This window comes from Accumulibacter sp. (assembly GCF_029255125.1).
GTDB lineage: Bacteria > Pseudomonadota > Gammaproteobacteria > Burkholderiales > Rhodocyclaceae > Accumulibacter.
Map to the genome: position 1 here is coordinate 41,695 of NZ_JAPUVR010000128.1, position 19,918 is coordinate 61,612.

Here is a 19,918-nt window from a genome sequence, read left to right on the forward strand (position 1 = left end):
GGATGATGAAGCCGGTTCTCGTCTTCGATCTGGAGACCATTCCCGATGTCGGCGGGCTGCGTCGGGTGCATGGTCTGGCTTCCGACCTGTCCGACAGCGAAGTTGCCGAACTGGCTTTCCAGCAGCGTCGGGCGGCGCACGGGCACGACTTTCTCCCCCTGCACCTGCAGCGCGTCGTCGTCATTTCGTGCTTGCTGCGCGCCGGCAAGGACCTGCGCATCTGGTCGCTGGCCGCCCCTGAGCAGAGCGAAGGCGAGATCATTCAGCGCTTCTTCGACGGGATCGAGAAGTTCACCCCACAACTCGTCTCGTGGAACGGCGGTGGTTTCGACCTGCCGGTCCTGCATTACCGGGGATTACTGCACGGCGTTGTCGCGCCGCGCTACTGGGATCTGGGCGACGCCGATTATGCCGACAGCCGCGACTTCAAGTGGAACAACTACATCGGGCGCTATCACACGCGCCATCTCGATCTGATGGACTTGCTGGCGCTCTATCAGGCGCGCGCCGCCGTGCCGCTCGACGAGTTGGCCAAGCTGATCGGTTTCCCGGGCAAGCTCGGCATGGACGGCGGCAAGGTCTGGCAGGCATGGCTTGCCGGGGAAACCGCGACGATCCGGAACTACTGCGAGACCGATGTGCTCAACACCTATCTGGTGTCGATACGCTTTCGCCTGATGCGCGGCGAACTGGGGCTTGCCGAGTATGCCGAAGAGATCGCGTTCGTGCGCCGCGAAATCGAGAAGACCGGCCGCGCGCATTGGCTGGAATTTCTCGCCGCCTGGCGCTAGCCGGGGTTGCCGACGCCAGGCGTGCATGTGATCGCTCGCCGCTTCCCGGGAGGAAATGGATAAACATGATGAGGAGGAAAAACCGTATGAGGCTCTCCCGCTGGTGTGCGCTGGTTTCCGTCAGCCTGCTGTCGCTGCTCGCCCTGCCCGCACTGGCGGCGGGTACGCTGGACAGGATACGCGCGTCGAAGAGCATCAGCTTCGGCTATCGCGAGAGCTCGATTCCTTTTTCATTTACCGGGGAGGACAATCAGCCGTGGGGCTACTCGGTCGATCTCTGCCTGCGCATTGCTGCGGCCGTCGTCAAGCAGCTCGAGCTGGACGAACTGCAGTTGCATTGGGTGGCGGTGACGCCGGCCAATCGGATCAGTAAACTCCGGTCCGGGCAAATCGATGTCGAGTGTGGCTCGACGACGAGTTCACTCGCGCGCATGGCGGAGGTGGATTTCAGCCTGCCGATCTTTGCGGACGGCGCCAGCTACCTGTACCGCCGCACTGCCGGAATTCGTCGCGTCGACGATCTGGCGGGGAAAAGAATAGCCGTCGCCGCGGCGACGACCAATCAGCGCACGCTCGCCGAAATTCTTGCCCGAGACAAACTGGCCGCCGAGGTGGTCGAGGTTGGCGATCACACGCAAGGACTGGCTGCCTTGCTCGGCGGAAGGGTGGATGCGTACTTTGCCGACCGCTCGTTGCTTATCGGACTGGCACTCGACGCCGGCAAGCAGACCGACTGGTCGCTCGGACCGGAGACTTTCTCGTATGAGCCGTATGCGCTGATGCTGCGTCGCAACGACGCCGATTTTCGCCTGCTGATCAATCGCGAGCTCGCCCGCCTCTATCGCAGCCGGGAAATCCTCAGCATCCACGATCGCTGGTTCGGCTTCCTGGGCAAACCGGGCAGCCAACTGGAAAGCCTCTACCAGCTTAACGCGCTGCCCGAGTAGCCTCGATCGGGAGTCCGGTCACCAGCGCTCAGCTTGCGGTGGTGGACGGCGCGTCCTCTTCGACGACCAGATCGCGGTAGGCGTGCCAGGTCGCGTGCCCGACCAGCGGAATCGTTACGATCAGGCCGAGAAAGAGCGTGGCAAAGCCGATCGCGCCAAGAAGCGCGATGCATGCTGCCCAGAGCAGCATCGGCAGCGGATTGCGGCCGCAGGCAAACAGGCTGGCGATCGCGGCGGTGATCGCGTCGGTCTTGCGGTCGAGCATCAGCGGCATGGCGATGACGCTGATCATGAAGACGAAGATGGCGAAGAAGCCGCCGACGCCAAAGTACGCGATCGCGAAGTCGGCTTGCTCGAAGGTCAGGACGGTACGCACCACGTCGGCGAAAGTCGGCAGGCCGCCGGTGAAGAAGAGCGCGAAGACGACGATCGAGGCGCGTGCCCAGACGAGCAGGACGACCGCCAGGACGGCGGCGAAGAGGCCGACGTTGGCCAGGTTCGGTCGCCAGGCGGCGAGCGTCGGCCCGAGGTGGGGCGGCTGCTCGCCGCGTTCGATGCGCCGGCTGAGATCGGACACGCCGAGCGTCAGGAAGGGTCCGAGGAGCAGAAAGCCGGTCGTCAGACCAGCGAACAGGGCGTAGGCGTGTGAAAAAACGGCGTGCATCAGCCAGCCGCAGGCGGCGTAGGCAGCGCCATAGAAAAGACTGGCTGGACTGGACTGGCAGAAATCGCGCCAAGCGGCACGCAGCCAGCGCGGAATGGCGCTGACTTCGATGCGGCGAATCTGCGGGAAGCGGCTGGCGGCCGCAGTGCTGCTTGCTGCATTCTCTTCGCTCATCCCTGTCTACCCTCCGTCTTTGAAATTGTAATGGAATGGATCAGCAATCAATCGTAACATGCCGGTCAAGCGGCAAACACTTGGCGCCGCCGGTCCCGTAGCGGGACGACCTACTTCTTTGGGGGAATCGAATGGAAGGCCTTCTGCTGTTGTTGGGGCGAGCTGCTGGCGTGCTCGGGCTGCTCGTCTGTGTCGTCGCCGGTGCGGTGCGGCTGTCCGGCAGCTTCTACCTCGCCGGTTTTCAGGTAGGGACTCTGCTGCAGACCGGTATCGGGCTGGTCGTTGTCGCTTGCTTCCTGTTGCTGCTGGTTGCGACCGGCTCCGGTCGGAGCAATGGCGCAGGGCGTTGGCGCGGCTGATCGACCGGTGGGCGGGGGAAGGCGGGCGGAACACGGTCGAATGCAGCGGCCGACGCCCGCCAAGTCGGCGCGAGGCCCCCGTCCACGCACTCAGTCGGCCACCCTCGGCCTCATTCGGCGTCGGCTTGCCTGGCTGGCGCTGCTTGCTGGAACGCGGGCAACTGCTCGCAGGCCTCGACGATGCGGCGTATGGTCGGCAGCGCCTCGAGCGGGCAGTCGAAGCGGCGCGCATTGAATACCTGCGGGACCAGGCAGCAGTCGGCCAGGGTTGGCGTTTCGCCATGACAGAAGGTGCCGGTTGCCGCATGTCCGGCGAGCAATCGCTCGACCGCCGCCAGTCCCTGGCTCACCCAGTGCCGATACCAGGCGTTTTTCTGCTGCTGGCTGGCAGCGAAGTGGTCGCCAAGGTAGTTCAATACGCGCAGGTTGTTGATCGGGTGAATGTCGCAAGCGATGGTTTGGGCGATCGCGCGCACCCGCGCGCGCTCCCAGGCGGATGAGGGGAGGAGTGGCGGTAGCGGCTGCGTCTCGTCGAGGTACTCGATGATCGCCAGCGACTGGCTGAGCACGCCGGCCTCGCTTTCCAGCACCGGCACCGTGCCCAGCGGGCTCTTCAGGCGGTAAGCTGCCTGGTTCTGTTCGCCGCCGGCGCGCAACAGATGGATCGGTACCGCTTCCCACGCCAGACCCTTCAAGTTGAGCGCACAGCGCACACGGTAGGCGGCCGAGCTACGGAAGTAGGTGTAGAGCTTGAGCATGGCTTATCCGGAAATCATCGTTGCGCCGAGTACGCATTATCGCCTGAGTGGTGGGCACGATCTACGCAGCCAGTAGGTCGTTCGACGACCGGCAGTCCTGCGCGGGGCAGACGCCTGAGGCGACGAACTTCATAGGCCTCGCGTCGGCCAGGCGAGCCGCGGCGTAAGGCATGGTAAAGAGGCTCGGGCGATTCGTCGGCGCTGCGCCGGCGCGAACTGGCCGGGCTCCTTTTGTCGAAGAGCGTTGGCTGTCCGAACAAGCCGGGCCGGCTTTGCCGATCACTGGCGCGATGTGGCGATCGACTTGAAGTTGCGCTACATTGCGTCATCTCCGTTCGGTGGCGGCAGCCGCCAGTCCCGCGCGGACAGCGTTTGCCGCAGCCCGCCGGAACGTCCGTAGCGGTGTCGGACAGTGCCAGCGGCGCGCCCCCAAGATCGCCAGAGTGTCAGGAGGAAAGCTCGTGGAAGGAATGCTCTCGAGGATGTTGGCGTACTTCTGGCTGTCCGAAACGAAGTTCGTCATTGCGTTCTTTGTCATCGTGACGCTTCTTTCCTTGCGCTTCCTGCCCAACGAAAAGAAGCGTATCGGGAAGACGGTGGCGATCTTCCTGATCTGTGTCGGTGGACAGGTCGGCGCTGCCTTGCTCGAAGCGCTCGACTATTCGCGCATGGCGCTGATGGCGCACCAGTTTTTCATCATCGGTTCGGGAATGGCTTTCTTCAGCCTGGTCGCGCGCTTCCTGTACCGGGTGGTGTTGCCACGCGCCGGGCTTGTCCTGCCGCGGATCGCCGAGGACATCATCCTGCTCGTCATCTATGGCGCGTTCATCATGGCCCGTCTGCACCTGATTGGCCTCGATCCGGCAAGTCTGTTGACGACCTCGGCGGTGATTACCGCCGTGCTGGCCTTTTCGATGCAGGATACCCTGGGCAACATTCTCTCCGGGGTTGCGCTGCAACTCGACAACTCGCTGCAGACGGGTGACTGGATACGCCTTGACGACCTGAGTGGCCAGGTGACGCAGATTCGCTGGCGGCAGACGACGATCCGCACGCGCAACGGTGAACTGGTTGTCGTTCCGAACAGTCAGTTGATGAAGGGGCGCTTCGTCGTCTTTGGCCGTGTCGATCGGAAGGACTGGCCCTGGCGCCGTTGGGTGTGGTTCAACGTCACCTACGATTCGCCGCCAGCGCAGGTCATTCGCAACGTCGAAAAGACGATCGGTACGGCCGAGATTCCCAATGTCGCGCGCGACCCGGCACCGACCTGTGTGCTGATGGACTTTGGTGCGGGCTACGCGCGCTATGCGCTGCGTTACTGGATGCTTGATCCGCAACCCGATGATCCGACCGATTCGGCGGTACGTGTGCATGTGCTTGCCGCCCTGCAACGCGCCGGCATGCAGTTGGCGGTGCCCGGCCAGTCGGTACATGTGACCAAGGAGAACGATGCCTATCGGCAATCCGTGCGCCGACGCGACATTGAGCGGCGCGTGCTTGACCTGCGCAAGGTCGAGCTGTTTGCGCGCCTGCAGGAAGAGGAACTGCGTACGGTGAGCGAGCATCTGGTCGATGCGCCATTCGCTGCCGGCGACATCATCTACCATCAGGGCGATGCAGCGCACTGGCTGTACCTCCTGGCGAGCGGCGAGGCCGAGGTGTGGATCGACTTTCCCGGTCAGCCGCGACAACTCTTCCGGACGATCCAGGCGGGCCAGACGTTCGGCGAGCGCGGTGTGCTGACCGGTGAGGCGCGTCGCGACACGGTCGTTGCCAAGACCGACGTCTTCTGCTACCGCCTCGACCAGGCGACGCTGGAGGAGTTGATCCGCTCGCGGCCGCAGATTGCCGAAGCGATCGCCGAGATCCTCTGGCGGCGCGAGCTTGCCATCGACAGCTTTACCAGCCAGTTTCTCGACGCGCCGCTGGCGGACGCACCCGCCCCGAAGTCCGGGATGCTCGACAAGATCAAGGATTTTCTCGGTTTGTGAGGGGGTGCTTGCAATGCGCCTGACGAATCCGGTGCGCAGCGCAGTGATGCCGCTGGCGGGCAGTGCTTCTGGCCCGGCGAGTCGCGGCCCGTTGTGCGCAGTTTTGGCCAGGGTCGGTCAACCGGGCGGATCAGGCTGGCGTTGTCTTCTTTTCGCTTGACCGTTTGTCCACCTGTTCGCCGGAAAACCCCTATGAAACCTCTGCTTGCTCTCGGCTTTGCCGGCCTGAGCGTACTATCCTCGTCAGCCCTGGCGGCAGACCTAAGCGTCAGCATCCCGGGCGTTCGTATTCAAAGCGGTGGCACAACGATCAGCATCGGTGAGCGCGACCGGCGCGGCTATTACTGGGACGGCAGAACCTGGCGCGACCCCGTCTATTGGGAGAAGAATCACGGCAAGGCGCAGCCACCCGCGGGGCAAGGACCGGCGCAGGGACGCGGCCACCACTGCCCACCCGGTCAGGCGAAGAAGGGCAATTGCTGAGCCCCGGTCGCCCGGGCTGCGCTGATCAGAGTTGCAGATGGCCGGCGTAGCCGGTCATTTCCAGGTAGCCGCGGCCGTTGAAGCTGCCTTCCAGCTTGACCAGTCCTTCCCAGTAGGTCAGCGGAGTCGGGCGGCTGGTCGATAGTTCCTGATCGTCGAGAAGTGGCAGCGTGCGCAGCACGTGCGCACCGAGACGGATCTCCAGCTCGACCGGATAGCGCGCCGCACTGCGCGGCGACGACCAGAAGCGGCGCGGCGTGAAGCTCAGCGATCGGTCGTCGAAACGGTGCACCAGGCCATCCGCTTGGCGCCAGGCGGCGTGTGCGAAGACGGTCGATCCTTGCCGATCACGCAGGCGGAAAGCCATCAGAGCGCCACCGTCGGCCAGGTTGATACCGACCCAATCCCAGCCGACGGCAGCGCCGCCGAGGATGGCGGTTGACCACTCGTGATCAAACCAGGCGCGTCCGCTTGCCGCGTGCCGGCGGCCGTCGAGGATCAGCGTTCCCGTGGTCTGCAATTGCGGCCAGCTCACGTAGTAGCTGGCCAGGCCAGGTACGTGTCCCTTGCGCGAGTAGCCGTCGTCGCCCTGCAGCATTGGCGGCTGCGTCGGCTCCAGGATGAGTTCGTACGCGAAGTTTGCACTGTGCATGCGCAGACGGAAGATCTCGCCGCTGCTGCGCCCTTCGCGCGCAAGTTGCCAGGCGCCGATGTGCACGTCGCAATCGCTGGTTGAAAAGCCAGCGCCGAGATTGGCCCGCGCGCTGCGTTCGCTATGCCGCAGGCGGTCACCGGGCAGGCTGAGGGCGGCGTGCGCGAAAAGGATCTGGCTCGGCGCGAGCGGTGAGTGCAAGTTTTCGGCGATTCCCGGGCGGCTGCGAAAGAACGTCAACTGAAAGCCGATGTCGGCGCGTGGAGTATCGAGCGCGCCAGTCACGTACCACCATTCGGTACGAAACTCGGGGTGAGCGCCGTGGTCGCGCGGGAAAATCAGCCGATGCCCGGGGACGACCGCAGGGTAGGGCGAAACCGTCGTCGGGCTGGCGGCGCGCGCCAGCGCAGGTAGCAGAAGGGCGCAGCGCAGGAAGTTTCGGCGGGACAAGGCGGCCTGTCTTTCGGCTATTGGGCGTCGGCCAGGATCTGCGCCAACGGCAATCGCGTCGCTTGGCGGGCGGCGTAGCGACTGGCGACGGTGGCGGCGGCGAGGGTCAGCGCAGCGCCGGCGAGGGCGCTTGGCCAGGGCACGCTGAGCGTCATACGCCAATGAAAAGCCTGTGGATTGATGACGTAGGTCAGCACTGCACCAATCGCGATCCCGCAGGCAAGACCGATCAGCAAGCCGACGAGCGCGATCAGCACACCCTCGAGAATGACCGCCTGGCTGAGCATATGGCGGTCGAAGCCAAGTGCGCCGAGCGTTGCCAGTTCGCGCGCGCGCAGCCAGACATTGGCGGCGAGCGTGACCGCCAGGCCGAACAGGCCGATCAGCATGGCAGCCGCCTCGAGCGCATGCGTCACGGCAAAGCTCTGGTCAAAGATCGACAGGCTCAACTGACGGATTTCGCCGGCATCGGCTACCTCGCAACCAAACCTGGCGGCGAGCGGCGCCAGCCAGGCAGCGGCCGTGGCGCTGTGCCCGGCTTGCGGCCAGAGCGCCAGGTCGCTCGCCGCGAAGCGGCCGCCCAAACGCTCGTAGTCGCTGCGGCTGATGACGATGGCACCGAACTGGCGCACGTAATCGCGCCAGACACCGCCAATGAAAACCTCGATCTCGCGTCCGAGGAGCGGCAGGCGCACGCGCTGACCGCTGTGCAGCCGGTAGAGCTCCTGCGTGGCTTCGCTGATCCAGACGACCGGCTGCGTCGGTGGCGGTTGGCTGACGGCTCCGGTAAAAGGCAAGCGAGCTTCGGGCTGGTCACGATCAATCTCGCGCACGATCAAGGCGACGTTCGGCCGCTGCACGTCGAGCGCTAGCGCGGCGTGCATCGTTTGCTCGAAGCGGGCGAACGGCGAATCAGGCTGGCGCAGTGCGGCGAGCAGCTCATCCGGCAACGGGGTTGCCTTGCCGCGGAGATAGAGCGGTGCCGGCAGCACCTCGTCCAGCCAACGGTCGACAGCGAGGCGAAAGCTGGAAACCATGGTGACCATGCTGATCGTCAGGGCGAAGCTGACGATCAGGCCGCTCGCCGCGACCTGGGCGAGCAGCGGTGCTTGCGCGACGTTCTGCAAGGCGATGCGCTGGTGCGCGGCGAGCGGCAGTTCGGCGCCGGCGGCGAAAACCCGCTGCGTCAGCCAGGGTGCCGCGGTAATTCCCATCACAAGAAGCAGGGCAATCGACGCATAGCCGGCGAGCGGCAGATCGCCGACAGGCGGCAACTGCGCCAGACCATATGCCAGCACGCCGAGGACCGTGGGCAGCCACAGGTGTCGCGCACTGCTGCTTGCCGTTTCCTCGGCGAAGCCGCTTTTCAGCGCTTGCGCCAGATCCTGCTGGCGATTCAGCCAGGCCGGATAAGCTGCGCCGGCCAGACTGGCGGCGCAGCCTAGCGCCAGGAAGCCGAGCGCAGGAAGCGGGCGAGCGATAATCGTCGGTGCGCTGCCGGAAAAGTAGCCACCGCCGAGGTCGCCGCCCAGCGTCTGGGTGAACGCGGTGGCCAGCGCATGGCCCAGTGCCAGTCCGAGCAGTGCGCCGGGCAGGCCGATCGCCAGCGCCTCGCCGAGGATCTGCAGCATCAGTCGGCGCGGTGACAGTCCGAGTACGCCGAGCAGGGCGAACTGGCTCGCCCGCTGGGCGACCGCCGTCAGTTGGTTTGCGAAGACGAGGAAGGCGCCAGTCAGCAGCGCGACGAGGGCAAGTACGTTGAGATTCACCCGGTAGGCGCGTGACAGGTTGGAAACACGCGCGCTGTCATCGTCGTCGCTGCGGATCAGCAGGTCGCTCGGCAGTCGCTCGGCCAGCGCCTGGCGCCAACGCGTGGCATCGACGCCAGGGGCAAGGCGGATACGTGCTTCGCCGACCCCGGCCGGCGGGCCGAAATGCGCTTGCACCCAGGCGATGTCGGCGACCAGGAGCAAGTCGCCCGGGCGGCTGCCTGGTAGTTGGCCGGCGAGTACTGCCGGCCAGCGCGAATTGCCCCGCCACAGGCTCAGGTGATCGCCCGGGGCGAGCGCCAGTTTGGCAAGCAGCGCCGGTGAGGCATAGACGCCGCCATCCAGAATGGCGCGGCTGGCCTGGGCCTCGCGTCCTTCCGGCAGGAGCGCCGGCATCACCGCAGGTGCGCTGAACACATCGAGGCCGATCAGGCGGACGGGCAGCGCGTGCTGGTCGACCCGGACGCGTACTTCGATGACCGGTGCGACGACGAGTACAGCCGGATCGCGGGTCAGTTCTTCGACGAGTGCGAGCCCGACGCTGCCGGTCGTGTCGCGTGGCGCAACAATGGCATCGGGCTCGCCCTGCACGCTGCGCATCGCCTGGCGAAAGTCGGCCAACGCGGTGTCGTTGATCAGGTGGATGGCGTAGCCAAGCGCGACGCCAAGCGCGATGGCGAGCAGCGAGAGCAGGCTGGTGGTGCGCCGGCGGGCGAACTGCGCGGCGATCAGCCAAGCGGCCAACGTGTTCACCGCAGACCCTCGGCGGTCAGCGTCAGAATGCGGTCGCAGCGCATGGCAAGCGGCTGCGAGTGGGTGACGATCAGCGCGGCCGCCTGCTCTGCACGCACCTGCGCGAGCAGCAGCGAGAGGATTTCGCCAGCGGTGCGCGGGTCGAGATTGCCGGTCGGCTCATCGGCAAGAATCAGGCCCGGCTTATGCACCAGCGCACGGGCGATGGCTACGCGCTGCAATTCCCCGCCGGAAAGCGTTGCCGGCCGTCGGAGCGCGAAGCCGCTCAGGCCGACGCGGGCGAGCAGCGCTTCGATGCGCTGCGCGCGTTCGTTCGCCGCGACGCCGCCAAGCAGCAGCGGCACCGCGATGTTCTGTTCGACGCTGAGCGTCGGCAGGATGTGAAATGCTTGGAAGACGAAGCCAATCTGACGCGCGCGTAGCGCGGCACGCCCTGCCGGGTCAAGGCGGACGATGTCGGTTTGCGCGCGGCCGATGCGTATCGCGCCCGTTTCCGGGGTGTCGAGGCCGGCAATGCAGTTGAGCAACGTACTCTTGCCGATTCCCGATTCGCCGACCAGGGCAACGATTTCGCCGGCTGCGACGGCAAAGGAGAGACTGCTGAACACCGGGCGAGCAGCGCCGGAATGGCGTTTGGCGAGATCGGCAACGCTCAGCACTGCGCGCTCGCTTGGCGGCTGGCCAGATCTTGGTCGGAGGCGAGCGCGTCGTCGGTCATCCGGTCGGTTAAAGCCGCGGCGCGCCGCGGGTTTTCAGGCCCGGTTGAGCGTGGCGCGGGGCAGCAGGGGAACACGCCCATCGCCGCTGGGCTTGCGGTCCTCAGCGGCCAGCGTTGCGCGGGCGCAGCGCGGCGAGCAACTTCTGCCCGGCGCGCCCATTGACCGGCAGGCCGAGCGACCTTTGCTCGGCTTCAATGGCGCGCCGCGAGTTGGCACCGAGCATGCCGTCGATTTCGCCGATCTCGTGGCCGCGGGCAGCCAGCAGTGTTTGCAACTCACGGCGCTCGCGGCGCGACAGGCCAGGATCGTCGGTTGGCCAGGCGGCAACAAACGGCTTGCCACCTTGCAGGCGATCAGCCAGGTGGGCGATTGCCAAAGCATAGCTCTCCGCCGCGTTGTAGCCGTAGATCACATCGAAATTGCGCAGGACAAGAAAAGCCGGACCCTGTGGTCCGGCGGGCAGAAGAAGTCCGGCGGCCGCGTCACCGGGGGTGAGCGCCTGACCGTCGGCGCGGCGCACACCCAGCGTCTTCCATTCGGCCAGCGCTCGCTTGTTGCGTCGCCCGGCGTTGCTGGTGTCGAGACCGGGTGGCAGGACGACTTCGTAACCCCAGGGCTCACCCGAACGCCAGCCGGCGCGATGCAGGAAGTTGGCGGTCGAGGCCAAAGCATCGGGAATGCTGTCGATCAGGTCGCGGCGGCCGTCGCCATCACCGTCGACGGCCAGGCGGAGAAACGTTGACGGCATGAACTGCGTGTGGCCGAAAGCGCCGGCCCACGAGCCGACCAGGCGCTCGGGCGCAATGTCGCCGGCGGCGAGGATCTTCAGCGTACTGAAAAATTCGCCGCGGAAGTAGGTTTGGCGACGCCCGAAGCAGGCGAGCGTGGCGAGCGAGGTGAGCAGCGGCCGTTTGCCGAAGTTGCGCCCATAGTTGCTTTCGACTCCCCAGACGGCGACGACGGTCGCCGCATCGACCTGATAGCGCTCGGCCGCAGCGGCCAGCGTGCTGGCCCACTTTTCGCGCAACGCGATTCCGTCGTTGATTCTTTCCTCATCGACCAGTCCGGCCAGATAGTCCCAGATCGGCGTGCGAAACTCCGGCTGATAGTCGAGAAACTCCAGCACGCTCATGTCCGGCGACAAGCCCTGCGTCAGGCGGTCGAAGGCAGGCAGCGAAACGCCGCGCGCCGGCGCGTCGCCGCGCAGCGCCGCCAGACATGACGAGAAACCCTGATTCTGCGCCCGCGCGACCGGCGCCGCGGAGAGGCTGGCGGCCGCCAGGACGAGGGGCAGCAGGAGGCGTGCCGACAGCCTCATCGCCGCTTCGCCAGGCGGTTCAGCGGTGGTCCAGGCGAGGCGTCGCTTCGCTTGCCGGGGTATCGTATTCGGCAGCGAGGACTTCGCCTTCAATGACCAGACCACTGACATTGGGATCGCCCGCGCCGGCGTGCTGCGCGTGCGCCGCTTGCTGCTCGCGCAAATGCTTGCGCAGATGGCGCGTCCGCCACTTCACGTAGAGAAAGAGCAGCAGGCCGGTGACGAGTACGATGCCGACGGCGAGCAAAGAGAACATCAGACCGACGACGAGCAGGGCAGCGCCGGCAAGCATCGTCAGCACCCGGCTGATCACGCCAAGCGCCGAGCCGCCCGCGGGCTGGCGCAAGAAGAAGCTCGCTTGTGAGGGTCCCATCGGCCTGCTGTCTCCTTTCCTGTTTCCTGCGTTCTTGTCCGGACGACAAGCGCCGCGTATTGTAATGCCCGGTCGCTCGCCGTGCCATCGCCGCGTAACTGGCCTTTTTTCGCCCGGCGGCCGACGCCGGGCGAAAAAAGGCCCGCTCAGAGGGAGAGGACTGGGCGGGCCGGTGCTGCTGTCGCCGTGACGATCCGGGGGAGGGGGGAGGGGAGGAGGAGCGCCCCGGCGACAGTTCGAATGCTACCGATCGAGCCGCTATTCGTCTGTATGTTCTGCGTTCCGTTGTGTGACGGCGTGTACGAAGTGCTTGCCCGGAGCTTGTGAACACGTCGCCATGGCGCGACACGACTTCTGCGCCGGCGAGCGGCGGGCTGGCCCTCTCGCCGCCTGCACGCGCAGCCCATCGCGCTGTCGCGTCGTTGGCGGGCGCTGGAGGATCCTTGCTTGCTACCGGTTCAGAGCGCGAACGGTTCTCCAGCATTGGCGAACAGTTTGCCGAGCAGCGTCTTTTCCTTGGACTCGATCGAGTCGAGGAATTCGTCCGCCGCACCCATGCCGCGAAACGCCCGAAAACCGCGGTCAAGAAACTCGTGCAAGTCGGCGAGTCCGGCCAGTTGCGCCGGTGCGTGCATCAGCTTGAGCAGACCGGCAAGCAGCGGTTTTCTCGCCAACCGGTCGAGCGCTTCGCCGGTCTGGCGAATGAGCACGATCTGGCGCTCGCGTTCGGGCCGACGGCCGACAGCGCGGTAGGCCGTCGCATACGCGTCGTCGTCGATCTGCTCGATCAGGCCGGCGCGGTGCAACTGGGCGACCATCGCCGAGTCGAGTTCTTCGGTCAGCGCATCCAGTTCGACCGCCAGGGCGACGGTATGCAGCGCCGAGGCGGGCAGCATCTTGATCAGCAGCGGAAGGATGCGCTCGACTTCTTCGTCGCGGCTGCTGAAGTCCTTTGGTCCGTAGAGGTCGGAGAGAAAGAACTGCGCCGCCTGCGCGTAGCGCCGGCTGCTCAGCAGGTCGGTGTGCGTGCGGGCCAGGCGGGCCGCCTGCCAGGCGCGCAGGCGCAAGCGATGGTCTGCGGCAAGCGGTGCTACATTGGCCAGCTCGCGTAGTGCCTTGGCCGATTTCAGATGCTGCCGCAAGGCGTCGGCGCTGCGCTGTTTATCGTGCGAAGTCGTCAAGTCATCCATGGACATGCATTATCTCGTGCTGCCCGCCGCCGTGTTTAGAGCCGCGAGCCTAACAGCAGTACGCAGCTCGGCATACACTTCCGGTGCTCACCCAGATAGAGAGGAAATGCGCATGTCGCACTCCGATTCGCTGCTTGACCGGTTCACCCACTTGCACGCGGCGGCGCGGCTCGATCCGAACCCGCCGCGAGAGTTGCGCGAGCGCCGCCTGCACACGCTCGATCGGCTGCTGCTCGACAATGAAGCGGCAATCGCCGACGCCGTGCGGCGCGATTTCGGCCATCGCTCGCCGGCTGAGACGCGCTTGCTCGAACTGTTTCCAAGTCACGAAGCCATCCGCCATGCCCGGCGCCACCTGGCGCGCTGGATGCGTCCCGAGGCGCGTGCGGTTTCCCTCTGGTTCCAGCCGGCGCGGGCCGAGGTGCGCTATCAGCCGCTGGGCGCGGTGGGGATCATCGTGCCCTGGAACTACCCGGTCTTTCTCGCTGCTGCACCGCTCGCGTCGGCGCTTGCGGCAGGCAACCGGGTGCTGATCAAGATGTCGGAGTATACCCCGGCGACCTCGGCGCTCCTCGCCGGCCTCGTCGCCAGGCATTTTGCCGACGACGAAGTGTCGGTCGTTGAAGGCGATGTCGGCGTCGCGCAGGAGTTTGCCCGGCTTCCTTTCGACCACCTGTTGTTTACCGGGTCGACCCCGGTGGGCCGTCACGTGATGCGTGCCGCGGCCGAGAACCTGACGCCGGTGACGCTCGAACTCGGTGGCAAGTCGCCCGCCATCATCGGCCCTGGTTCAGCCGACGGCGCCAGTTTTGCCCACGCCGTCGAGCGTATCGTCATCGGCAAGTGTCTGAATGCTGGGCAGACGTGCATCGCACCCGACTATGTTTTGCTGCCGGCGGGCAGCGAACAGGCGTTCATTGCCCACGCCCGGCAAGTGCTCGCCCGATGCTATCCGGATATCGGGCGCAGCGCCGACTACTCGACGATCGTCGACCGGCGCCAATACGATCGCCTGGTCGGGTATCTCGCCGAGGCACGGGCGGCCGGCGCACAAGTCGTCGATCTGGCGCCCGGTGCCAGCGCCGATGCGGCGAGCCGCCGTCTGCCACCTGTTGCGCTGCTTGATCTGCCCGCCGATCTGCGCATCATGCGTGAGGAAATCTTCGGACCCTTGCTGCCGCTGCTGCCTTACGCGGACATGGATCAGGCGATCGCCTTCGTGAACCAGCGGCCGCGGCCGCTGGCGCTCTACTACTTCGACAACGACCGCGCACGCATCGCACGCGTCCTCGACCAGACGGTTTCCGGCGGAGTGACGGTGAACGACACGATTCTGCACATCGCGCAGGACGATCTTCCCTTCGGTGGCGTTGGCCCGAGCGGTATGGGCTGCTATCACGGCTTTGCCGGATTCGAGACGTTTTCGGTTCGCAAGGCGGTCTTTCGCCAGTCCAGACTGTCCGCTGTCGGCTTGTTCAAGCCGCCCTACGGCAAGCTGTTTGCGCGCCTGACCGGGCTGCTGCTGCGATGAACGGCGCGCGTCGTCAGTTCGTGCGCACCGGCCTGGCCGGTGGGCTGCTGCTCTCGTTCTGCGGCTGGCTGAACGCTGCCGGGGCACGTCCTTTTGCCGTCGGCGAACGCGAGATGCTCGCGGCGATCGCCAATGCGCTACTCGACGGAGCGCTACCCAGCGAGCGCGAGGCGCGGCGGCGCCTCGTCGAGCAGACCGTCGATGCGATCGGCACGGAGATTGCCGGCCTCGCCCTGGCGACGCAGAAGGAACTCGGCGAGCTGTTTTCGCTGATGGTTCTGGCGCCCGGACGGATGATCATCATCGGCGTCGGCAAGTCGTGGCGCTCAGCCAGCGTCGCCGAGGTGGCCGAGTTTCTGCAGTCCTGGCGGACGAGCCGGCTGAGTCTGTTGCAGAGCGCCTATGCCGCGCTGCACGACCTGACTTTTGGTGCCTGGTACGCGCATCCGGACACCTGGGAGGCGATTGGCTATCCTGGTCCTCCGCGTGGGTATTTCTGATGAACGATCCGATCCGGAGCGGGTTGGCCGGCGGCTGGCGGCACCTCGACGCTTCGCTGCTGACGCGCAACCTGACGACCCTCGAAGCCGATGTCGTTATCGTCGGCAGCGGTGCCGGCGGGGGGGTGACGGCCGACCTGTTGAGCGCCGCCGGCTTGCGCGTCGTCCTCGTCGAGGAAGGCCCGCTACGTTCGTCGGCCGACTTCAAGATGCGCGAAGCGGACGCCTACCCCGAGTTGTACCAGGAATCGGCGGCGCGCAAGACGAGCGACAAGGCCATCAACATCCTGCAAGGGCGCTGCGTTGGCGGGTCGACGACGGTCAACTGGACGAGCAGTTTCCGCACGCCGCCGGAAGTGTTCGACTACTGGCAGCGCCGCTTCGGGCTGCGCCAACTGAGCAGCACGGCGATGAGTTCGTGGTTTGCCGTGATGGAGAGCAAGCTCTCGGTGCGTGCCTGGGAAACGCCGCCGAACCCGAATAACCGAGTGCTGGCGGCAGGCAGCGAGCAGCTCGGCATCGCTACCGGCAGCATTCGGCGCAACGTCAAGGGGTGCTGGAATCTTGGCTATTGCGGCATGGGGTGCCCGACCAACGCCAAGCAGTCGATGCTGTTGACGACGATCCCGGCCGCGCTGGCGCGCGGCGCGACCTTGTGTACGCGTTTGCGCGCCGAACGTCTGCGCTTTGTCGGCAACCGGATCAGCGCGCTCGAGTGTCTTGCCTTGCAGGCCGACGGCATTCGCCCGTCGGGCCGGCGTGTGCAACTGCGTGCCCGCCATTTCGTCGTTGCGGCGGGCGCCATTGGCAGTCCGGCATTGCTCCTGCGCAGCGGTGTTCCCGACCCGCAGCGGCTGCTCGGCAGCCGGACCTTCCTTCATCCGGTAGTCATCTCCGCGGCGCTGATGCCGGATCGCGTCGACGCGTACGCGGGAGCGCCGCAGTCGATCTACTCGGATCATTTCCTGCACCAGGCGCCGATCGACGGCCCGCTCGGCTTCAAGCTCGAGGCAGCGCCGCTTCATCCGGTGCTCTATGCGACGACGCTGCACGGCTTTGGCGAAGCGCATGTGCGCCTGATGCGCGAATTCACCCACGCGAATGTGCTACTCGCCCTGTTACGCGACGGGTTTCATCCAGAAAGCCGTGGCGGACAGGTTCGCCTCGGCAGCGACGGTCTGCCGGTGCTCGATTACCCGCTCGGCGAGACCATCTGGGAAGCGGCCAGACGCGCTCTGCTGGCCATGGCGGAAATTCAGTTTGCCGCCGGCGCACGCTGGGTTAGCCCAGTGCATGAGGCGGCGCCCGGTTACACGAGCTGGCCGGAAGCCCGAAAGGGAATTGCCGAGCTGCCGTTGAAGCCGTTCGTCTGCCGTGTCGTCAGTGCGCATGTGATGGGTGGCTGTGCCATGGCCGACGGCGCGCAGCGCGGTGTCGTCGATCATCGTGGGCGGCACTTCTGGCTGGAAAACCTGTCGGTGCATGACGGATCGGTGTTTCCGACGAGTCTGGGCGTGAACCCGCAGCTTTCGATCTACGGCCTGACGGCGCGCAACGCCAGCCTGCTTGCGGCCGATCTGCTCGGTCGCCCGCCACCGCTGATTCCCTGACGGAGTCTGTATTGATGCTCGCGCGCTCACTCGCTCTTGCCCTGCTGCTGGAAGTCGCCTTCTTCGTCGGGCTGGCGGTTCATGGCTTCGACGCTTCGCCGGCAACCGCGGGAGCGTTCGCGTTGGCTGGCGTGCTCGTCCTGCGCGCGCTGCTGATCGGCGTGATCTATGCGCTTGCCCGCCGCTGGTCGGTTGCGGTCCCCCACCTTTCGCTGGGCCAGCGGCTGCGCATGGTGCTTGCCGAATACGCGGCGCACGTGCTGACTTTCGTCGTCATCTTTCCCCTTGAAAGATGGTGGATGGCGCCCGATCGTTTGCGCCGGGCGGCGCCTCAGGGCGACCCGCAGCGACGTACGCCGGTGCTGCTCGTGCATGGCTACTGCTGCTCGCGCGCTTCCTGGTGGTGGCTGCGGCGACGTCTGGAGACGGCCGGCTGGACCGTCGCGACGATCACCCTCGAGCCGGTCTACGCCGCGATCGACTCCTACGTCGAGCCGCTGGCGCACCGCATCGACGCCGTGCTCGACGAAACGGGCGCCAGCCAACTTGTCCTTGTCGGGCACAGCATGGGCGGCCTGGTCGCCCGCGCGTACCTGCAGCGCTTTGGCGATGCGCGTGTCAAACGCCTGATTACGCTCGGCACGCCGCATCAGGGTAGCCGGCTTGCCGAGCTCGGTCTTGGCGAGAACGGCCGCCAGATGCGCCCCGGTAGCCGCTGGCTGGAATCATTAGCCTGGCCGCCGGCCAAGGTTGGCCCCTTGGTCATCTACAGCCCGCACGACGAGTTCGTCACTCCGCAACACCTGCTCCGCCTTCCCCTAGGCAAGCATGAGGAAATCGCCGGCCTGGGGCATCTGGCGATGCTTTATTCGCCGCGCGTCTGGCTCGCCTTGCAGCAGGGGCTGGAGCAGACCGTGTGCGACGACCGACCAGGCTAGTCGCGCTGCGACGCCAGCGTACGGAGAGCGGCTGGCCCTGCAAGAGTGGGCGCCGCCTGGCGATCGATCGGCTCTTTGGCGGCTTGCGCGATCGCCGGGGAAGCCCTCGCAGCGGCGGCGCCGTGCTTGGCCCGCCTTTGGCGCGTGGTGGATGGCGTCAAGCGGTCAGTCGCTGCGCAGGCCAGCGACACCGTCAAGCAGCGCATTCGGCAAATTGCTCGGCGCACGTGCCGACGCAGCCTCGACGAAGTCGCGCCAGAGCTGCGGCGTTACATTCCCGATTGCAAAGCGCATTTCCAATTGGCGCAGACCCCCGGAGTCCTTCGCAGCTTGGACGCATGGCGACCCTGCCTGCGCGCTTTGCAGCTCAAGCATTGTTGGCGACGCGGGCGAGATTCCACCGAGATAGACGGGCCTGGCGAGCCCGTTCAGACCAGGCGGCGCGGGTGGCGAGTAATGCCACCGTTGGTAGCACAACAGGCGGCTTGAGTCGGACAGGCCAATGCCCATGGCCCACCTCGACCGAGTCGGCGTTCCCCGACTCTCCTGACCTCAACTACTCGAACCGCCCGCTGCGGACCCGCATGCCGGGTGGTGTGGGAGGGGGGCTCAGGACAACTGACCGTCCCTATCCCAATCAGCCGCTACGGTGCTCGGCTCAAGGTGGCCGACAAGGCGCACGACAAGCGCAAGGACAACATGCGGGAACTGACGCATCGGACAAGTGGCACTCGCGGGGTCGCCCTGGTCGGAGCGCCTAGAGAAAGGCGGCCGGGTTGGAAAGCGCGCATGCGCAGCACGGAGGTGCTGAGCACGCTACACGATCTCGACCAGTGCGGCCGACGCAGGTTACGCTGCCACTTCGGGAAACAATCGACAGAAATGGGGCCGAGCAGGCTATCGGGAGCTGCACAAACGGGCCATATCCGTCGGCGCAGCGTGGAAGGTCGGCACACGGCCGATGGTGGGTGTCGCACCAGCCGGCCCTGCTGATTGTTTCCCCTCGCGCTTCTTCGAGGAAACAGGACTAGCGCGCCTTCTACCCCCGGTAGGAGTATGCTTCATCGAACCGGCCGATCAGTGAGCGCTTCGTCGGCTGCCGTGGGACGGGGCGCTGCGAGGCTCTTGCCTGTCCTGATCAGACGGTGCAGCCACGCACTCCGCGCCTGCACGAACCGAGGGACTCAGACCATGCCCGAACTCCGACCCGTCTTCGAAGAGCTGAAGTCGGTGATGGCGCCCTACGCGGCCAGGCTCGCGACTGCACAAGACGACGAATCCAGCCTGGTTCTGAATACGAAATTCGTCCAGAAGAGCAGGAAGCCGATGTGCTTTGGCGCTGTCATGCTGAAGAAGTCGTACGTCAGCTACCACTTGATGCCGGTGTACGTCACCCCAGGGCTCTTGGCCGGAGTCTCGCCCGCGCTGCGCCGCAGGATGCAGGGCAAGTCCTGCTTCAACTTTACTCACATCGACAATGTTCTGTTCGCGGAGCTGCGCGCACTGACTGCGGCAAGTCTTCACAGCTTTCAGACTCTTGGCTACGTATAAGGCGAGCAGGCTCCGGATCATTGGGCAGCAGGATGAGTGGTAGCCCCGATCGTACGCCTGCGGAAGCAACTCCAACAGGAGCGAGCGCTTGACGAGAAGGACGAGCAGGAAGCAGATGCCGGTCCGCAAGGCGCTGTGGCACGAGCGGCGCTGAAGAGCGACAAGACCTTGGCGGATCTGGATCTGGCGACGCCCTTTCTCTCTCCGGTCCGACGTTTCGAGCGCGCTGGCGGCCGTGGTGCTCAAACACGAGGTGGGCGAACCGCTCGTAATCATTTCAGATTTCCGGATCTCGGCGGGGTATTGAGGCAGAGCTCAGGAATTCGATGTGGCACGTTATTTGACCAGGCGAGAGGTTGCTCCTGGCATAATTTGGCACCTCACGTTGCGAAGGAGT

The 19,918-nt window shown here is 65.7% G+C and carries 19 protein-coding genes; 10 read left to right on the forward strand and 9 right to left on the reverse strand.

Features of this window, described 5'->3' with window-relative positions:
- The first annotated feature begins 5 nt into the window (after positions 1-5).
- Both Q1L59_RS13660 and Q1L59_RS13665 read left to right on the forward strand, forming a co-directional pair.
- The gene (locus Q1L59_RS13660) at positions 6-791 is read left to right on the forward strand and encodes a 3'-5' exonuclease (protein WP_300333112.1); all 786 of its coding nucleotides are present in this window, start codon (positions 6-8) and stop codon (positions 789-791) included.
- A gap of 86 nt (positions 792-877) precedes the next feature.
- Positions 878-1,738, forward strand: coding sequence for an amino acid ABC transporter substrate-binding protein (locus tag Q1L59_RS13665; protein ID WP_300333115.1), 861 nt, complete (start codon positions 878-880; stop codon positions 1,736-1,738).
- 28 nt (positions 1,739-1,766) lie between these two features.
- Here Q1L59_RS13665 and Q1L59_RS13670 read toward each other — a convergent pair whose 3' ends face one another.
- Positions 1,767-2,576 carry a DUF2189 domain-containing protein gene (locus Q1L59_RS13670; protein WP_300333117.1) on the reverse strand — a complete coding sequence of 270 codons (810 nt, stop codon included), beginning with the start codon at positions 2,574-2,576 and terminating at the stop codon, positions 1,767-1,769.
- A gap of 131 nt (positions 2,577-2,707) precedes the next feature.
- Here Q1L59_RS13670 and Q1L59_RS13675 point away from each other — a divergent pair, with 131 nt between their 5' ends.
- Positions 2,708-2,935 (forward strand): hypothetical protein, encoded by a 228-nt coding sequence (locus Q1L59_RS13675; protein ID WP_300333120.1) that lies wholly within the window; start codon positions 2,708-2,710, stop codon positions 2,933-2,935.
- A gap of 110 nt (positions 2,936-3,045) precedes the next feature.
- Here the strand turns inward: Q1L59_RS13675 and maiA are convergent, their stop codons facing one another.
- Positions 3,046-3,693, reverse strand: a complete 648-nt coding sequence (gene maiA / locus Q1L59_RS13680; protein WP_300333122.1) for a maleylacetoacetate isomerase — start codon at positions 3,691-3,693, stop codon at positions 3,046-3,048.
- 482 nt (positions 3,694-4,175) lie between these two features.
- Between maiA and Q1L59_RS13685 the strand changes: the two genes are divergently transcribed.
- Together Q1L59_RS13685 and Q1L59_RS13690 are read left to right on the forward strand one after the other, a co-directional pair.
- Complete coding sequence (locus Q1L59_RS13685; protein ID WP_300333124.1) at positions 4,176-5,684, forward strand: cyclic nucleotide-binding domain-containing protein; 1,509 nt, start codon at positions 4,176-4,178, stop codon at positions 5,682-5,684.
- A 192-nt stretch (positions 5,685-5,876) separates the two neighbouring features.
- A complete protein-coding gene (locus Q1L59_RS13690; RefSeq protein WP_300333126.1) occupies positions 5,877-6,167 on the forward strand; it encodes a DUF2502 domain-containing protein in 291 nt (96 codons plus the stop codon).
- A gap of 25 nt (positions 6,168-6,192) precedes the next feature.
- Here the strand turns inward: Q1L59_RS13690 and Q1L59_RS13695 are convergent, their stop codons facing one another.
- The 6 genes from Q1L59_RS13695 to Q1L59_RS13720 form a co-directional block, all read right to left on the reverse strand.
- On the reverse strand, positions 6,193-7,269 hold the full coding sequence (locus Q1L59_RS13695) for a lipocalin-like domain-containing protein (RefSeq protein ID WP_300333129.1): 1,077 nt from the start codon (positions 7,267-7,269) through the stop codon (positions 6,193-6,195).
- Positions 7,270-7,286: 17 nt separating this feature from the next.
- Entirely contained in the window at positions 7,287-9,791 is a 2,505-nt protein-coding gene (locus Q1L59_RS13700; RefSeq protein WP_300333132.1) for an ABC transporter permease, read from the reverse strand.
- On the reverse strand, positions 9,788-10,450 hold the full coding sequence (locus tag Q1L59_RS13705; protein ID WP_300333133.1) for an ABC transporter ATP-binding protein: 663 nt from the start codon (positions 10,448-10,450) through the stop codon (positions 9,788-9,790). Before Q1L59_RS13705 ends, Q1L59_RS13700 begins: the two co-directional genes overlap by 4 nt.
- Before the next feature lie 160 nt (positions 10,451-10,610).
- Positions 10,611-11,828: a lytic murein transglycosylase gene (locus Q1L59_RS13710; RefSeq protein WP_300333136.1), complete on the reverse strand. Its 1,218-nt coding sequence runs from the start codon at positions 11,826-11,828 to the stop codon at positions 10,611-10,613.
- A 19-nt stretch (positions 11,829-11,847) separates the two neighbouring features.
- On the reverse strand, positions 11,848-12,201 hold the full coding sequence (locus tag Q1L59_RS13715) for a hypothetical protein (RefSeq protein WP_300333138.1): 354 nt from the start codon (positions 12,199-12,201) through the stop codon (positions 11,848-11,850).
- A 458-nt stretch (positions 12,202-12,659) separates the two neighbouring features.
- Entirely contained in the window at positions 12,660-13,397 is a 738-nt protein-coding gene (locus tag Q1L59_RS13720) for a hypothetical protein (protein WP_300333140.1), read from the reverse strand.
- Positions 13,398-13,503: 106 nt separating this feature from the next.
- Between Q1L59_RS13720 and Q1L59_RS13725 the strand changes: the two genes are divergently transcribed.
- From Q1L59_RS13725 to Q1L59_RS13740, 4 genes are read left to right on the forward strand one after another with little or no spacing between them, the layout of a single operon-like run.
- Entirely contained in the window at positions 13,504-14,922 is a 1,419-nt protein-coding gene (locus Q1L59_RS13725; RefSeq protein WP_300333142.1) for a coniferyl aldehyde dehydrogenase, read from the forward strand.
- Entirely contained in the window at positions 14,919-15,422 is a 504-nt protein-coding gene (locus Q1L59_RS13730; RefSeq protein ID WP_300333144.1) for a hypothetical protein, read from the forward strand. Before Q1L59_RS13725 ends, Q1L59_RS13730 begins: the two co-directional genes overlap by 4 nt.
- The gene (locus Q1L59_RS13735) at positions 15,422-17,032 is read left to right on the forward strand and encodes a GMC family oxidoreductase (RefSeq protein WP_300333146.1); all 1,611 of its coding nucleotides are present in this window, start codon (positions 15,422-15,424) and stop codon (positions 17,030-17,032) included. Before Q1L59_RS13730 ends, Q1L59_RS13735 begins: the two co-directional genes overlap by 1 nt.
- 14 nt (positions 17,033-17,046) lie before the next feature.
- Positions 17,047-17,970, forward strand: a complete 924-nt coding sequence (locus Q1L59_RS13740) for an alpha/beta fold hydrolase (protein ID WP_300333149.1) — start codon at positions 17,047-17,049, stop codon at positions 17,968-17,970.
- A 165-nt stretch (positions 17,971-18,135) separates the two neighbouring features.
- On the opposite strand, the gene Q1L59_RS13745 is transcribed toward Q1L59_RS13740, so the two are convergent.
- The gene (locus Q1L59_RS13745) at positions 18,136-18,264 is read right to left on the reverse strand and encodes a hypothetical protein (protein ID WP_300333152.1); all 129 of its coding nucleotides are present in this window, start codon (positions 18,262-18,264) and stop codon (positions 18,136-18,138) included.
- Between the two features lie 897 nt (positions 18,265-19,161).
- Here Q1L59_RS13745 and Q1L59_RS13750 point away from each other — a divergent pair.
- Positions 19,162-19,521, forward strand: coding sequence for a hypothetical protein (locus Q1L59_RS13750; protein WP_300333154.1), 360 nt, complete (start codon positions 19,162-19,164; stop codon positions 19,519-19,521).
- Positions 19,522-19,918 lie beyond the last annotated feature (397 nt).

Bases quoted from the DNA above. Each gene is read 5' to 3' on its own strand.
- Q1L59_RS13660 (WP_300333112.1), top strand. From the start codon at position 6: ATGAAGCCGGTTCTCGTCTTCGATCTGGAGACCATTCCCGATGTCGGC.
- Q1L59_RS13665 (WP_300333115.1), top strand. From the start codon at position 878: ATGAGGCTCTCCCGCTGGTGTGCGCTGGTTTCCGTCAGCCTGCTGTCG.
- Q1L59_RS13670 (WP_300333117.1), bottom strand. From the start codon at position 2,576: ATGAGCGAAGAGAATGCAGCAAGCAGCACTGCGGCCGCCAGCCGCTTC.
- Q1L59_RS13675 (WP_300333120.1), top strand. From the start codon at position 2,708: ATGGAAGGCCTTCTGCTGTTGTTGGGGCGAGCTGCTGGCGTGCTCGGG.
- maiA (WP_300333122.1), bottom strand. From the start codon at position 3,693: ATGCTCAAGCTCTACACCTACTTCCGTAGCTCGGCCGCCTACCGTGTG.
- Q1L59_RS13685 (WP_300333124.1), top strand. From the start codon at position 4,176: ATGTTGGCGTACTTCTGGCTGTCCGAAACGAAGTTCGTCATTGCGTTC.
- Q1L59_RS13690 (WP_300333126.1), top strand. From the start codon at position 5,877: ATGAAACCTCTGCTTGCTCTCGGCTTTGCCGGCCTGAGCGTACTATCC.
- Q1L59_RS13710 (WP_300333136.1), bottom strand. From the start codon at position 11,828: ATGAGGCTGTCGGCACGCCTCCTGCTGCCCCTCGTCCTGGCGGCCGCC.
- Q1L59_RS13715 (WP_300333138.1), bottom strand. From the start codon at position 12,201: ATGGGACCCTCACAAGCGAGCTTCTTCTTGCGCCAGCCCGCGGGCGGC.
- Q1L59_RS13720 (WP_300333140.1), bottom strand. From the start codon at position 13,397: ATGTCCATGGATGACTTGACGACTTCGCACGATAAACAGCGCAGCGCC.
- Q1L59_RS13725 (WP_300333142.1), top strand. From the start codon at position 13,504: ATGTCGCACTCCGATTCGCTGCTTGACCGGTTCACCCACTTGCACGCG.
- Q1L59_RS13730 (WP_300333144.1), top strand. From the start codon at position 14,919: ATGAACGGCGCGCGTCGTCAGTTCGTGCGCACCGGCCTGGCCGGTGGG.
- Q1L59_RS13735 (WP_300333146.1), top strand. From the start codon at position 15,422: ATGAACGATCCGATCCGGAGCGGGTTGGCCGGCGGCTGGCGGCACCTC.
- Q1L59_RS13740 (WP_300333149.1), top strand. From the start codon at position 17,047: ATGCTCGCGCGCTCACTCGCTCTTGCCCTGCTGCTGGAAGTCGCCTTC.
- Q1L59_RS13745 (WP_300333152.1), bottom strand. From the start codon at position 18,264: ATGCGCTTTGCAATCGGGAATGTAACGCCGCAGCTCTGGCGCGACTTC.
- Q1L59_RS13750 (WP_300333154.1), top strand. From the start codon at position 19,162: ATGCCCGAACTCCGACCCGTCTTCGAAGAGCTGAAGTCGGTGATGGCG.